The 14,173-nt window shown below is 54.2% G+C and carries 13 protein-coding genes, 1 tRNA gene and 1 riboswitch; of the genes, 9 read left to right on the top strand and 5 right to left on the bottom strand.

The window, feature by feature from the left end:
• The first annotated feature begins 41 nt into the window (after positions 1-41).
• Positions 42-323: a zinc ribbon domain-containing protein gene (locus tag ACZ5BW_RS04785; RefSeq protein WP_464543650.1), complete on the top strand. Its 282-nt coding sequence runs from the start codon at positions 42-44 to the stop codon at positions 321-323.
• 79 nt (positions 324-402) lie between these two features.
• Positions 403-606: a hypothetical protein gene (locus tag ACZ5BW_RS04790; RefSeq protein ID WP_464543038.1), complete on the top strand. Its 204-nt coding sequence runs from the start codon at positions 403-405 to the stop codon at positions 604-606.
• A gap of 34 nt (positions 607-640) precedes the next feature.
• On the opposite strand, the gene ACZ5BW_RS04795 is transcribed toward ACZ5BW_RS04790, so the two are convergent.
• Entirely contained in the window at positions 641-970 is a 330-nt protein-coding gene (locus tag ACZ5BW_RS04795) for an addiction module antidote protein (protein WP_464543040.1), read from the bottom strand.
• Positions 963-1,301 carry a type II toxin-antitoxin system RelE/ParE family toxin gene (locus ACZ5BW_RS04800; RefSeq protein WP_464543043.1) on the bottom strand — a complete coding sequence of 113 codons (339 nt, stop codon included), beginning with the start codon at positions 1,299-1,301 and terminating at the stop codon, positions 963-965. The genes ACZ5BW_RS04795 and ACZ5BW_RS04800 overlap by 8 nt, the downstream gene beginning before the upstream one ends.
• Before the next feature lie 488 nt (positions 1,302-1,789).
• Between ACZ5BW_RS04800 and ACZ5BW_RS04805 the strand changes: the two genes are divergently transcribed.
• Positions 1,790-3,703: an ATP-dependent nuclease gene (locus ACZ5BW_RS04805; RefSeq protein WP_464543045.1), complete on the top strand. Its 1,914-nt coding sequence runs from the start codon at positions 1,790-1,792 to the stop codon at positions 3,701-3,703.
• Entirely contained in the window at positions 3,700-5,616 is a 1,917-nt protein-coding gene (locus ACZ5BW_RS04810; protein WP_464543047.1) for an ATP-dependent helicase, read from the top strand. The genes ACZ5BW_RS04805 and ACZ5BW_RS04810 overlap by 4 nt, the downstream gene beginning before the upstream one ends.
• A 154-nt stretch (positions 5,617-5,770) precedes the next feature.
• Here ACZ5BW_RS04810 and ACZ5BW_RS04815 read toward each other — a convergent pair.
• Positions 5,771-5,862, bottom strand: a tRNA-Ser gene (locus ACZ5BW_RS04815).
• Positions 5,863-6,019: 157 nt separating this feature from the next.
• Between ACZ5BW_RS04815 and ACZ5BW_RS04820 the strand changes: the two genes are divergently transcribed.
• The 3 genes from ACZ5BW_RS04820 to ACZ5BW_RS04830 all read left to right on the top strand — a co-directional run bounded on the left by ACZ5BW_RS04820 (position 6,020) and on the right by ACZ5BW_RS04830 (position 8,529).
• A complete protein-coding gene (locus tag ACZ5BW_RS04820; protein ID WP_464543049.1) occupies positions 6,020-6,547 on the top strand; it encodes an adenine phosphoribosyltransferase in 528 nt (175 codons plus the stop codon).
• Positions 6,548-6,719: 172 nt separating this feature from the next.
• Positions 6,720-7,853: an RNA-guided endonuclease InsQ/TnpB family protein gene (locus ACZ5BW_RS04825; RefSeq protein WP_464543054.1), complete on the top strand. Its 1,134-nt coding sequence runs from the start codon at positions 6,720-6,722 to the stop codon at positions 7,851-7,853.
• 64 nt (positions 7,854-7,917) lie between these two features.
• Complete coding sequence (locus tag ACZ5BW_RS04830; RefSeq protein WP_464543056.1) at positions 7,918-8,529, top strand: transglycosylase SLT domain-containing protein; 612 nt, start codon at positions 7,918-7,920, stop codon at positions 8,527-8,529.
• 79 nt (positions 8,530-8,608) lie between these two features.
• Here ACZ5BW_RS04830 and ACZ5BW_RS04835 read toward each other — a convergent pair whose 3' ends face one another.
• A complete protein-coding gene (locus tag ACZ5BW_RS04835) occupies positions 8,609-10,210 on the bottom strand; it encodes an alginate export family protein (RefSeq protein WP_464574190.1) in 1,602 nt (533 codons plus the stop codon).
• A 326-nt stretch (positions 10,211-10,536) separates the two neighbouring features.
• Positions 10,537-10,950, bottom strand: a complete 414-nt coding sequence (gene rnk / locus ACZ5BW_RS04840) for a nucleoside diphosphate kinase regulator (protein ID WP_464543063.1) — start codon at positions 10,948-10,950, stop codon at positions 10,537-10,539.
• 321 nt (positions 10,951-11,271) lie between these two features.
• On the opposite strand from rnk, the gene ACZ5BW_RS04845 reads away from it, so the two are divergent.
• The gene (locus ACZ5BW_RS04845; RefSeq protein WP_464543067.1) at positions 11,272-11,952 is read left to right on the top strand and encodes an O-methyltransferase; all 681 of its coding nucleotides are present in this window, start codon (positions 11,272-11,274) and stop codon (positions 11,950-11,952) included.
• Between the two features lie 187 nt (positions 11,953-12,139).
• Positions 12,140-12,244: riboswitch (guanidine-I (ykkC/yxkD leader) on the top strand.
• 408 nt (positions 12,245-12,652) lie between these two features.
• Positions 12,653-14,146 carry an APC family permease gene (locus ACZ5BW_RS04850; RefSeq protein ID WP_464543651.1) on the top strand — a complete coding sequence of 498 codons (1,494 nt, stop codon included), beginning with the start codon at positions 12,653-12,655 and terminating at the stop codon, positions 14,144-14,146.
• Positions 14,147-14,173: the final 27 nt, after the last annotated feature.

Consider the following 14,173-nt stretch of genomic DNA (forward strand, 5'->3'; position numbering starts at 1 on the left):
ATGGGGGGAGATGGATAGCGCGGACGCTGGAAGCTCGGCAACTGGAATACAAGGCGGTATGGAATGGCGGCTTTGTCGTTGCCGTTCCACCGCAATACACCAGCCAGACTTGCCCATGCTGCGGCCATGTATCGAAAGGCAATCGCCAGATGCAAGCGAAATTCGAGTGTATCGAGTGCGGCTTTGAAGAAAACGCCGATCTGGTCGGCGCGATCAATATTTTAGCGCGAGGGCATTGCGTTTTAGCCTGTGGAGAGCCGGTGCAGTCAGGCCGCTCGATGAAGCAGGAACCCACCGAAGCGACTCAGGCTATCGCAGCCTGAGCGCCGTAAGAATCGTCGTCCTTCAGGCGGCGAGGATGTCAAAGGTACCCGGCTTTGAACCGCCACAGGGGAATTAACCTTGCCTGCTTTCGAGGAACGCTGGACTGGAGGATACATCTTCGAGAATGAATGGCAGAGTTTTCGCACACGCCAGAATCGTACCCTGGAACTGATAACTGCTGAGCATACCTACGATAGAGCCGGGCGCTACATCGTAGCCGTCAAGGTGATCGACATCTTCGGCAACGATACCATGACGCTTGTGCCGATAAACGTGGGGTAATAGGGACTTTTGCAAGAAGCTCATCAGTCCAGATTTACATGCGCTGATTATTGCTATCGAGTTTTTCCGGCACAAGGCGATAGCCAAGCGCATTCATAATTGAATTGACATTATCGAACCGCGGGTTGCCTTTGCTAGACAAAGCGTTTTGAATTCCTTGTCGCGTCAGCCCTGTCTTTTCAGCGATATGGCTTATGCCTTTTACCTTTGCGATAACGCGCAATGATGCCAGCAAGGAAGCCGAGTTATGATCTTCCGCATACTCATCGAAAATCTCGTCGAGGTAAGCATCGATTTCTTCCAGGTGATTACGAAAATATTCTTCTTCAACCTCTCTGAATTGCCGGTATGTTCGCTTAGCCATGATCCTTGTACTCCTTCCAGTATTCTTTCGCGGCTTGTATATCTCTGTCTTGGCTATCTTTGTCGCCGCCATATAATAGGATAACCATGCGACCAGCCTCCTCACCAAAATATACTCGATAGCCGGGGCCGAAAAATATCCGAAGCTCCAACACACCTTCGCCGACAGGGCAGCAATCGCCATATAGCCCTTGTTCCAGCCTGCGGATGCGCCTCAAAATAAGGCGACGGCCTTTTTGGTCACGCAAGCCATTGAGCCACTCTGTAAAAGGCTCTTTACCTTTATCATCCTGATAGATGATGACTGTTTTTAGTTCTGTGGCCTGCACCATTTCCTTCTCTTTTGACCATATCATTGCCAAATATATTTGGCAATGACTTTTACCAGAATTTCTATATCCAAAATATACGTTTAATCGGTAACATACTGTCCCACAAATTCTGGAATTCCGGGTGATTGTGCAATCGTCGCGCGGTGCTGAGATTGGCTTTTCCAGACGGGTTTCAATACCATAGAAATGCAGGACTTAGAACCGCTGAAACGCTGCTACCTTCAGGGTGCTAGGGAGACTTTCAAGTAAGCAAATTCAAGTGGGCCGAGAACGACGAAACGGAGAACTACGTCTACTCCATAGCCTCCATGTCCCTTGCAGCTAGAGCCACAAGGGGGCTTGCGCTTTCGGGCATATGGGTGGGCTAGCCAGAAGAGGATCAGCCTACGACGCCTTTGCCCCCGCGCATGCCGCATACGTGGGATTCAATCTGCAAGCATCGTGACTCGCGATATTATGAACAAAGAAGCGGGAGGGGTTATTCAGCAGTGCAAATAAAACGATTAAGAATATCTAACTTCCGTTCTATTCAGCAGGCAGACATTGAATTTGGCCCCGTCACTGTTCTCATCGGAACAAATAATGCTGGTAAATCGGCTATATTGGAGGCTATCCGTATCGCGCTAACCAGAAGGTGGGGGCAGCGAGGAACTGGATTTACTGAATATGACGTTCATTTATGCGATGGCAGATCAGATCCCAAGCTCGGCGATCCCGTCGTCATTGAAGTCGAACTTCAGGAGGAGGTCGCCAACGAGTGGCCCGAGGATCTCCATGGTGAACTGGAAGATATAATCCAGCTAGACCCCGTTTCCGGCCGGGCCTCCATCATCATGCGTGTGAGCTGCTCATGGGACGCAGCCGAAGAAAGTTTCGTTCCGCGGTGGGAGTTTCTGAACGTCGACCGAAATCCGCTAGCCGGCCGCGGCGCCCGCGCAGTCAACCTTCAGGAATTTTTTCAGTTTCTTCCCGTCTTCTATCTGGAGGCGCTTCGCGACGTCGCGGATGAGTTTTCATCGCGAAGCCAGTTCTGGGGCAAGCTGCTCCGGACTGTACAGATTCCTGAGAACCTCGAGCAAAAATCGAAGCGCATTTTCGATTTGCTGAACCGGCGGCTTCTCGATGCCGATCCGCTTCTCGCTAACCTCGCGACTGGCCTTTCGCACATCAGCCGTGTCGCTGCTACCGATGTCCCCGGCCAAGCCGATTTGCGCCTTCTGCCGCTGAATACATGGGATATCCTCTCCAAAGCCGAGGTCATCTATCAGACCGAGGGCGGCAAACCTTGGTTGCCGTTGGCAAAGCATGGACAAGGCGTCCAAAGCCTCTCGGTAATGTTCCTGTTCAAGGCCTTCGTCGAGCTGATCCTCAGCGACTTATACAGGCCCGAAAGCTCGGCCGTTCTCGCACTGGAGGAGCCTGAAACCCATCTCCACCCCCAGGCAGCGCGAAGCCTCTGGCGTCATATCAGTGAGCTTCCTGGCCAAAAGATCGTCACGACCCATTCGCCATACTTCCTCCAGCACGTTCCGTTTCGTAACATTCGCGTGGTCCGGGTCGAGGCGAACGGTACAACAGTAAGCTCGCTGCCACGCCAGTATCGAGCGTCCATTCCTTATATTCCAGTAATCGACGCGATCATTAACGCGTCGGGGGGCCTGATTACCTATGATCGCGGTCTCAATGAGCTGGTGCTTTCCGGCACGTTGCCGCAGTATCAATACCAACAGCTCATAATCGCCTACAACGGGCGGCCAGACACTGTCGCCCTTCACGCGGCGCTGCGTCAGGTCTCCGATGCGTCCAAGGAATTTATCTCCGACGCAGAACTCAATCAGCTCGAGACCTTCGCCCGGCGTATCCGCGGCGAGATCTTTTTCGCCCACAGGTGGCTCTTGGTCGAAGGGCAGTCGGACTATCACCTGGTCCACGGCATAGCTAAAGGTCTGGGCTATGACCTTGACGAGCATGGTGTGGCCGTCATCGACTTCCAGAATTGCGGTAACCCCGAAATCTTTGCCGTCCTTGCTCGCGCGTTGCGCTATCCATGGCTGATCATCGTGGACGGAGACCCTGCTGGGCAAGGATACCTCGCCAAAATCGCGGGTCGAAGCTTCTCCCCACAGGAAATGGCTAGACGCGCCTTCTCGCTGCCGGCGGGTTATCTAGAGCAGCAACTCGTCACAGACGGACTGCAAGCGGAGCTGAAGGCAATCCTTGTTTCACTCGGCAACGCGGCTGCGGCAAATCTCAATGATGCCGATTTGATTACAACGCTCAAGAAAGACAAAAGCGGCTATGCTGCCGTACTGGCTAAGCAATGCGCTGAAAATCCGGCATTGGCCCAGCGCATGCCGGAACCGTTCCGCAATGCAATCCTGTCTCTGAGAGGCCTGACATGATGGAATCTGCCCTCAGCGTAGCGCTGTCCGAACTGACCGAAGCACAGGCCATCGCCGTCGACTGGCGCGATGGACCAATGTTTGTTCTGGCAGGTCCCGGCTCCGGCAAGACGCGCGTGCTGACCAGGCGTGTCGCCAAGTTGCTTGCCGATACCCCGGACCGCTCGTTTCGTGTCCTCGCCCTGACATTCACCAACAAGGCCGCCGACGAGATGTCAGGTCGGGTTACCGCTCTCGTACCGGAACAGGAACGGCGCGCACTGATCGGAACGTTTCATTCCTTCTGCATGCAGATGCTGCAACAGCATGGTTCACATATCGGGATCAATCCCGATTTCGCGATCTATTCCCTCGACGTCGATCGTCAGGAGATTCTGCGAGGTGCGATCAAACACGCTGGTTTGGGTGCGGACGATGTCCGGCTCCTCTCGACCATAGACAAACTCAAGTCGCAGCTGGTGCAGCCAGCGGGATCAGCGCGGTATTTCCGCGACCCGTCCGATGGAGCGCGCGTCGAGCAAGTCTATACCGCTTATGAGGCCGCCCTAACGCAGGCCAACGCTCTGGATTTTGGTTCGCTCATCGCCCAAGCCCATCGGCTTGTTACGAGCTTCCCCGGTATCGCCGCACGCTATCGCAAAACTTACGCCTACTGGATGTTCGATGAATTCCAAGACACAACAGACGGGCAGTATCGGTTGATCCGTGCGCTGGCGGCCGACGATTTCAAAAATGTCTTTGCCGTCGCCGACGACGATCAGATCATCTATCAGTGGAATGGCGCAAGCTATCAGCAGATTCAGCGGTTTCGAGCCGATTTTTCGCCGCAGGAATTACAGCTTCCTACGAACTACCGGTGTCCACCTGCGATCGTTGCGGCTGCCAATCATCTTGTAGTCCATAACCTTCAGCGAACCACCGCCAAGCGGCCGCTTGAGGCAGGCAAGACATCGCTTCGCTATCCAAACGAGCAGCACATCCGTGTTCTGCGCTACTCCACCGACGAGGTAGAAGCGGCGTCGATCGCCGATGGGATTTCTAAGATCGACCGTAGCTGCTGGGGTGAGGTGGCCGTTCTTGCGCGTACGCGTTACATGCTTGAAAAGTTGCAGGCAACGCTAACACAGAAACAAGTCACTGCGGTGATTGCCCAACGCCGCGATGATTTTAGGTCGCCTCAATTTCTGTGGCTGGCAGCAGTCCTGCGCCAAGCCCTTCGGCCCCTTGATCGCCGTGCTCTAGAAATTCTAACCGGCGCGTTTAATCGCTGGTTTGGCACCGATACGCGGGTCGATCTGATCATCACGACTACCGAACTCACCGAACGTTCCTTGCTCGATGAATGGGCCGTAGCGGTGAGAGATTCGCTAACCGAGAATCCGGATGCTGTCACCTTAGTCGACCTTGCAGCAAAGTTTGGAAAGGAACCTACACGATTCAGGCCCTTTGTCGACGCCGTGCTCGCCAAAATCCCCGCTCAGGATGACGAATCCAGCGATATCGCCGAAGATCGGGCAGCCTGGTCCGCTCTGGCGAGAAGCATCGGCAAGTCCATCGGTCGTGATGCCCCATTGGAGCAGTTCCTTCAGGAACTCGCTATCCGCTCGAAGGAGGCCCCGGTCGGGAGCCATACTGTCACACTCATGACCATTCACGGCGCCAAGGGGAAAGAATTCGACCATGTATACGTCGTTGGCCTTGCAGAGGATATTCTTCCGAGCTTTCAGAGCCTGAAAGCGGGGGAGAACAGCCCGGAGATGGAAGAAGAAAGGCGCAACTGCTTTGTGGCCATCACACGCGCGCGGGAATGGCTTTGCCTGTCCTATGCTGACTCTTATCGCGGGTGGGCAAAACAGCCTTCTCGTTTCCTGAAAGAGATGGGCTTCGTACTGCCTGACCAGTCGGCAGAGTGAGACTACAGGCGCTGCATCGTCGAACACCAGGGTTGCTTGATAATCACCGAGAGTAACCTCGGGAAAGTCATTCCCCGCGGCCATGTTGCGGACGCTGGTGGCTGCGAAAGGAGGGAAGTCGGCGGGAATCGGCGTTCCCGGTTTTATACGGAACTGGCGGAGAGAGAGGGATTCGAACCCTCGGTACGGTTTGACCCGTACGCACGCTTTCCAGGCGTGTACCTTAAACCACTCGGCCATCTCTCCTGTTGAGGGTTCCAGGAAAGGAACCCGGCAAAGGGCGCAAAGGATACACCAGAACGCCATCCCCGGCAACTTTGCGGTAGTATAGCCGAAAGCGGCTCATCCGTACGGAGGGGCCTCGAATCCTTTGATCCCAGAAAAACCAGAAACAGGAAGTAGCATGCAGATCAAATCCCGCATCCGCACCATCGCGCATTATCCCCATGAAGGTATCATGTTTCGGGATATCACTACGCTGTTGAAAGACCCGGTGGGGTTGCGCGCGACGGTTCAGGAGATCGCCAGTCGCTACAAGAGCATGAAAATCGATAAAGTGGCGGGGATTGAATCACGCGGCTTCATTATTGGCGCGCCGGTTGCCTACGAGCTTGGCGTGGGTTTTGTGCCAGTGCGCAAGAAGGGAAAGCTGCCTGCCGAAACGCGCGGGCGCGATTATCAGCTGGAATACGGCAGCGACCGCATCGAGATTCATGTGGATGCGATTCAGAAGGGCGACCGGGTGCTGCTGGTGGATGATCTGATCGCTACCGGTGGGACGGCGGAGGCCGCCGCTGGGTTGATACAGGAGATGGGCGGCGAGGTGGTGGAGTGTGGCTTTGTCATCGATCTGCCGGATATCGGGGGCAGGGCCCGGCTGGAAGATCAGGGGCTCAAGGTGTTTGCGCTGTGCGAGTTTGAAGGAAACTGAGCTCTGGCTGGATAGAGCCTATAATGGTTTATATAAACGCATTATCTATGGTCAAGAAGGATACTCATCAAAGTCTCCATGAAACCCCGGCCTTCAGGCCGGGGAGATAAGGAGGCGATTTTGCAGTTTGCATCCTGCCTCCATTGATATTCTTAAATGATATATTCTGTAAATGGAAGTCAAGCGTGCATACAAATTCCGCTTTTACCCAACGTCCGAGCAAGAAGAAAATCTTTCCAGGACGTTCGGGTGCGCTCGTTTTGCCTACAACTACATGCTGCGCCAGAGAACTGATGCATGGTTTCAGCGTCAGGAAAGAGTCGGATACGCTGACACTTCCGCGATGCTCACGGCGCTCAAGAAAACACCGGAGCACGTGTGGCTGAATGAGGTTTCCAGCGTTCCGGTTCAGCAATCCCTTCGCCATCTGCAAACGGCTTTCAGCAACTTCCTTGCTCGCCGTGCCAGGTATCCTGCGTTCAAGTGTAAGGACGGCAATCAGTCGGCTGAATACACGACCAGCGCGTTCAAGTGGGACGGAAAGAAGCTTCGCATTGCGAAGATGGATGCCCCGCTGAATATCCGTTTTTCGCGCACCATCCCGAAGGCTGCTACCGTGACAACTGTCACGGTCAGCAAGGACATCGCGAACCGCTTCTTTGTGTCCATGCTCTGCACTGATGAGGTCGGAGCAAAGTCCAAAGCAGCCGGCAAGGTTGGTATTGATCTGGGACTGACTCACTTCGCAATCCTTTCAACAGGCAAAAAGGTTGCTTCTCCCAACACGTTCCGCAAGAACGAAGCCAGGCTCGCCAGACTGCAACGCAGGCTGGCAAAGAAGCAGAAAGGCTCCGCAAACCGGCGCAAGGCAAGGTTGAAAGTAGTCCGGTTGCACGCCAGGATTGCAGATTCGCGCAGGGATTTCCTGCACAAACTTTCGACACGGCTGATAAACGAAAACCAAGTGATCGCCATTGAAAGTCTCGCTGTCAGCAACATGCAAAAGAACCGCTGTCTATCGAAGTCGATCAGCGATGCAAGCTGGTCTGAGTTCGTGCGGCAACTTGAGTACAAGGCCAGTTGGCATGGCCGGGAACTGATTGGTATTGACCGCTGGTATCCAAGCAGCAAGCGATGTGCGGACTGCGGACATACCGTCAAGGCAATGCCTTTGAAAGTACGCGAATGGACATGCCCGGAATGCGGGACTATCCACGACCGCGACATCAACGCGGCGCGTAACGTTTTGGCCGCCGGACTGGCGGTGTCAGCCCATGGAGAAACTGTAAGTCCTGTCTGCATGTAAATGTGAATAGGCAAGGTTCTGTGAAGTGGGAATCTCTTTCCTTTAGGGAGGGGAGGATGTCAAAGTGTGTGTTGTCCTGTTATTGATCTTCATGCTGGCACCGGTCGCATCCTTGGCCGCTCAGGCTCACGATTATGCGGCGTGGTCAAAAAAGAACCTTGATGGCTCGTGGACGCGGATTACGGAAATTGCTGTTGCCACCTCGTCTCTGCCCTCTGTGGTACCCAAGGATATCGGCAAATTTTGCCCAGCCTATAAGCATTTGCCACGCAAAAAAAGGATTCAGTTCTGGGTGGGTCTGCTTTCGTCCATGGCGGAATTCGAAAGTACCTTTAATCCTGAAGCGGCTGCCAGAGGGCCCTCCAAAGACGTATTCAGCAGAAGGGGGGGTGTGAATCGAGGGCTGCTGCAAATATCAAAAGAAAGCGCAAACCAGCCGGGCTATAGCTGTGGCATCAAGAAGGCAAAACATCTGTACGATCCCGCCATTCATCTCCCATGTGCGGTAAAAATATTGTCTACATGGGTCAGTGCTGACCGCGTAATAGCCTCTTATAAGGGGAATAAAAAAACCAGGGGTGGGGGACGCTATTGGGCTGTGCTCCAGGAAAAAAATGGCCGCCTGCCTGCAATATCGAGTTTCACCAGAAATTTGTCATTCTGCCGGAAGGGCTGAATGAATTCCTTGCCCGGCCCGGCGGCGTTGTTTGATGCTTTTGGGATAGGCGGCATTACCGCTGTCAGCCGTTCACGTTTTAGAACCTGAAGTTGTACTGAACGTAGAACAGATCAGGCGAGACGCGTGGCGCCTGCGCTTTCAGGAAATCGCCGGCAAATAGTTTCGAATATCCTATCAGCACGTCTTCGTGCCGGTCGACGTGTATGTTGAAGCGGAAATCGATCTCATCCCCGACATAGCTGCCGGATTGTCCGGTTGCGTCTCTAAGGGTGGCGGTGCCTGCGGCGTTGTACAGGAAATCGCGTTTGTTCGCCAGATAGAAGCGGTGGTACTGGGCGGTGAAATGGGCCCAGGTCAGGGGATGCAGATTGAGTTGGGCGTTGAAGTCGTGGATGTTCTGCCTGCCCACGCGATCGATCCATCCGAGGTAATAATTGCCGAAGGGGAAAAGCTGGTTGAAGGTGGTGCGGCTGCCATCGGTCAGATTATTGTCGCCCGAGGCAAAGTCGTAGCGCAGCCAGAATTGCGGGTTCAGCGGCTTTCCCTTGAAGTGGTAGCCAGCGCCGGAGGCAACGGCAAAGGCCGAGATATCCTGGTTGGAATTCTGGCCGAACTGGTACATGCCTTCCAGTTCGTACAGGAACTGGTTGTAATCTCCGGCCACGCGGCTGCCAAGAGTATGCGTGATCGAATCGCCCCTGACCCCGGCTCTGCCCGCGGCAAGGTTGCGGTTGTCATCCAGGCTCAGAAAATAGAAATCGGCCAGGTGCCCCTTCATGGGCTTGTATGTTCCCCACAAGCCGAAGAATTCGCGCTTCTCATCCCAGTTATCGAAATTGTTTCTTTCCGTTACCATCGGGCGCACCCAGAATGCATCCAGGTCGAACGTGGGCGTGCGCCAGAATCCCTTCACACCCTGGAAAGTGCGGCGGGCGTTGACCCAATCGAGCGTGGAAATCAGTCGCTGCGAGCCATAAAGCAATTCCTGCCGCCCCACGCGCAGATAAGCCGGGCCGTCCTTGACGTTGGCGATCTTGATGTCCGCAAAAACATTCAGCATATCCGTGTGGTTGACATCGGTGACTAACGGCGCCAATGCCTGGCTGAAAGTGCGCGCGTCCAGAAACTCCGCGAACAGCCGGATCCGATCCTGATACCAGAAGTCGGCATGGAAGCGGCTGCGGATCATATGGTAGTTGTCGCTGGTATTGGTCAGCCGGGCGTCGGATTCCCGCATATACCGGTACCAGAAGTTGCCGCCAAATGACAAAAGGAAGTCATCGCCAAGATGGATGCGCTTGACGGGGTCGAAAATATCCTTCTCATGTTCGGGCTTTTCGAGATAGCGGAAATCGATATCGAAAGCCGGCGTGGTCATGAGGGCATAGAGCGCATAGGGGGAAACGGGTGGGCCTTCACGCTTGTTGCCGGTTATATGATCCCAAAGGGAGTAGTACCTCGGCCCTGAGGGGGCAATGATAAACATGCCCGGGTGGGATGGGGCGGTTACAGGAGGTACCTTCGACCAGTCGAACCGTCGGCTGCTTCCGTCACTGCTCGTTGCAGGTGGCGATGCCTCCGATGTTGTCGGGACTACCGTGATGCTGCCGGCGGGAGCAGGATCTGCCGCAGAAGCCTGGAGCGCCATACTCAGCACGCCTGCCAGGCTGAATCTCACAAATAATCCCGGTGTACGTTGTGTAGGGCTTGAAAAGGAGTTGGGGTTTTTGGCAGGCGTGAATGAAGCAGGCAGGCAATCAGGCAGACGCATAGCGGGATTTCAGGGACCTCGGATAAAAAAATGCCCGCAACTATAGCAAAATCAGCGTCTATTTTGAACTGATGAGCAAAGCGTGTTCAGGTGCTCCGCGTATTTGAATTGCATATCCTCAGGGCAGGATACTGTAATACGCTTTGCTTATTGCGCTTGTCGGGGAGACTGTGGGGCAGAGCGGTAGCGAATCAACGGCTTCTGATGGATAGACTCCGGATAGATGCTCGGGCCTACCTGTAAAACTTCCCCTCGCGCTCCGGCTGGTAGATGATTTCCTCTATCCGTACCTTGATTGTGCCTCCGCCTGGACGCGGCCACTCTATCTCGTCGCCGGTGGAAAGCCCAAGCAGCGCACTGCCAACCGGCGCAAGCACGGAAATTTTATCGCCGGACCCATCGACATCTTTTGGATAGACCAGCGTCAGACGGAAGTCCTGACCTGAGGAATCGATGCTGAACCGTACTGTGGAGTTCATGGTTACCACCGCGGGCGGTATTTGCTCGGGCTCGACGATTTCGGCGCGTTCAAGCTCGGCTTGCAGTTCCGCATTGCCAGGAACCGCATTGGCTGGAAGCGACTCGAGCAAGGTCTCAAGCCTGTCCAGGTCCTGGGATGTCAATACGATGTGCGGTCTGCTGTTCATTTCAACCTCGTTTCAAGTTCTGTTATCGCCCTTTGCTACGCCGCCAAGCACTTACTGCTGCTGTCTTCCTGACCTCCAGTGCCGGTTCCTCGTCGGAAGTTTTGATCGGGCCGATCGGATAGGATGCCACTGATTCTATCATCAAATGTCATGATATTACCGGAGCAGCAGGAGTTCATATGCTGCTTTTATGGGCATTCCCGTTCGTCAGGATTAACGAATCAAGTACAGTTCGTCTTTGACCCCTCATCGTATTGAGCGTAGAGTCGAATAATGAGCATACGACGAGCACATAATTTCTTTTTTTGAGGAGCGGTGGCCATGCAATCTCCAACTATTGTAAATCCCTCCCAATTAGACCCGGTCAATCCGGCAATCGAAAAGTATATTCGCAGTCTGGTGGGACAGACTGATCATCCGGTGCTGACCGAAATGGAAGCGGTGGCTGCCAAAAACAATTTTCCGATCGTTGGCCGCCTGGTCGGCGTTTTTCTGGAGACACTGGCGAAAACGATCGATGCCAAACGTATTTTCGAGTTCGGCAGCGGCTACGGCTATTCAGCTTACTGGTTCGCAAAAGCAGCCGGAGCGAATGGAAAGGTGATCTGTACCGATGGCGATCCTCAGAACAAGGAAAAAGCCGAGCAGTATCTCAAGTCTGCCGATCTGCTGGAGAGGATCGATTTTCGCACCGGCATCGCACAGGAGATATTCGGGCAGATCGAAGGAGTATTCGATATCTGCTACAACGATGCGGACAAGGGGGATTATCCGGAAATCTGGCGTATGGCAAAAGAAAGGATTCGTCCAGGCGGGTTGTACGTTGCGGACAACGTGCTCTGGCATGGGCGGGTGGCGGTGGAACATTATGTCGATATTGTTCCCGGATGGACAGAAGCCATTCTTGAGCACAACCGGCTGATTTTTGGTGATCCCGATTTTGACGCTTTCATAAATCCAACGCGGGACGGCGTTGTCGTGGCGCGAAGAAAGGCACAATGACACTATTTGTAATTCATTCCTAACGCCAAACCCGCCAGGCCCGATCTCTGGAGGGAGCAGGGCTGCTAAAAAATATCGAAATAAAATATCGAGAGCTCAAATCCAGCAGCTCAAATCGAAAGAAAATTTTTATAATTTTTTGTTGTATTTCTGAAGGGGATGTGTAAAACTGTTTTCCAGTAAAGTTGTAGCGCGAAACTAGGGTTCCGGCTTCTTTTCTCGAAGTGTCTGGTCCGAGAGTTTCCGGCTTCGTCATGACGAGGCTCCACGGAGGGATAAAAGCCCGGGAGATCATGTAGTTATTACATTGATTCCCGGAGTTTAACCGCCGAAAAGGAGACTTGGTCGTGCATCTCCCTCCTGTACTTTTCCCCGCTTTTTCAGTTGCCAGCCCGGTTACGATAGAACTGTGTGGCAAGCAGTTTATAAGTCATACCGACGAAAGCCGGTATCCAATGGTGTGCGAAGCACACCATTGTGGGTTCGGACGGGATTCCGGATTGTGCCCTGGAATGACGAAGCTCGTAGTATTTTTTCGCCGCATAAATAGCTGCGATAGCCGCGATACAAATAACCGCGACACCTGCGATCTCAGTCCGCCATGGCTGTGCGCCTCCCTGCTCATCGCTTCGGGCAGCATGAAGAGGCCGACAAATGGTCAGCCAGGTGGAATCATTCCGTGTGTCTCGAAAGGGATATCATGTCCATAGAAGAAACCCCGAATACATTTTCCCGTCCTGCTGCCGCCCCCGTCACCGACGACAAGCTTCATCGCAGCATGAGCGTATGGAACAGCTTTACGCTCGGGTTCGCCGTTGTTTCCCCCGTGGTAGGGCTTTACGCCACCATCAGCGTCCAGACCACTGTGACAGGAGGGGGATGGTTCGGCGCGCTGGTCACTTGTCTCGTCATGCAGTTGCTCGTAGCCACGGTTTACGCCGAACTGTCTTCACAATTCCCGATTGCGGGCGGTGCATACAAATGGTCGCGTCAACTCGGAGGCGTGATCACCGGGCAATTTGCCGGCGTCATCTACGTCAGTTCCACTATCGCCATGCTTACCACCACTGCCTATACGGGTGGCGTCTGGCTTGCCCTGTTTTTTGGAGCCGAGAGCGAAACGGGCTCTGCATTCGTGATCTGGGGCGCGGTATTCCTCCTCCTGTGCACCATTATCAACGTGGTCCACGTCAATATCTTCAAGCTGGTCATCACAATGGGAGTCTATGCGGAAGTTGTCGGCTCCCTTGGCGTGGCGCTGCTGCTGTTCCTGTTTTTCCGGCAGCATTCTTTTTCAGAACTGTTCCAGCATCTCGGCACAGGCACGGCGCCAGACCAGGCATCCGCGTTTTTGGCAGCACTGGCGATCGCCGGCTGGGCATTCATCGGTTTTGATGCCTGCTCCACCATTGCGGAGGAAACGCACGAACCCAAGCGGATGGTGCCGCGTGCCGTCTTCTTCTCTTTATGCATGGTGGGATCGGTGGTGCTTTTCAACTCCGCCGCCCTGACACTCGCGTTCGATCGCGAGGCGTTGATTGCTGCGAGTGCCACTTCCGATCCAATTACGCCTGTAATTACTGGCAGTTTTGGCGAGTGGGCGGAAAAGCCGTTTCTAGCGATCGTCATGGTCGCATTCCTGGCCTGTGGCGCCTCGGTGGTGAAATATACCTCACGCATCGTATATTCCATGGCGCGCGAAGGCAATATGCCGGCTGTTCTCAGCCAATTGGCGCCTGACAAGACGCCACGCAACGCCGTTATCTGTACTGTATCGCTGGCAGGACTGGGATTGCTGTTCGGGCTGAACGACGGCGCCGTGGCCACCGTGATTGCCTTCGGCACCGGAGGGCTTTACGCCATGTTTTCCATGACGACCGGCGTGGGTTTATTCACCCGGCTCACCGGGCGCTGGAATCCGGCCTTGGGTGAGCTGAAGCTTGGCGTCTGGGGGTTGCTGATCAACACGCTCGCTTTTATCTGGTCTGTATTCGAACTTGTCAATATTGCCTGGCCGCGTCCCTATGCCACGGCTCCCGACGCGCCGTGGTGGCAGCTTTGGGCGGTACCGCTGGTGCTGGGCAGCATTCTCGGCATTACAGCGCTATATATCCTGATAAATAAGATGCGTAAAAAATCCACTTCACCCAGCAAGCAGAGGGATGCGAAAACACCGCCTCAATCTACAAATTGAATTGGGTACACCTGAAAAAACTATCGT

The organism is Nitrosospira sp. TNL300 (genome assembly GCF_055385915.1).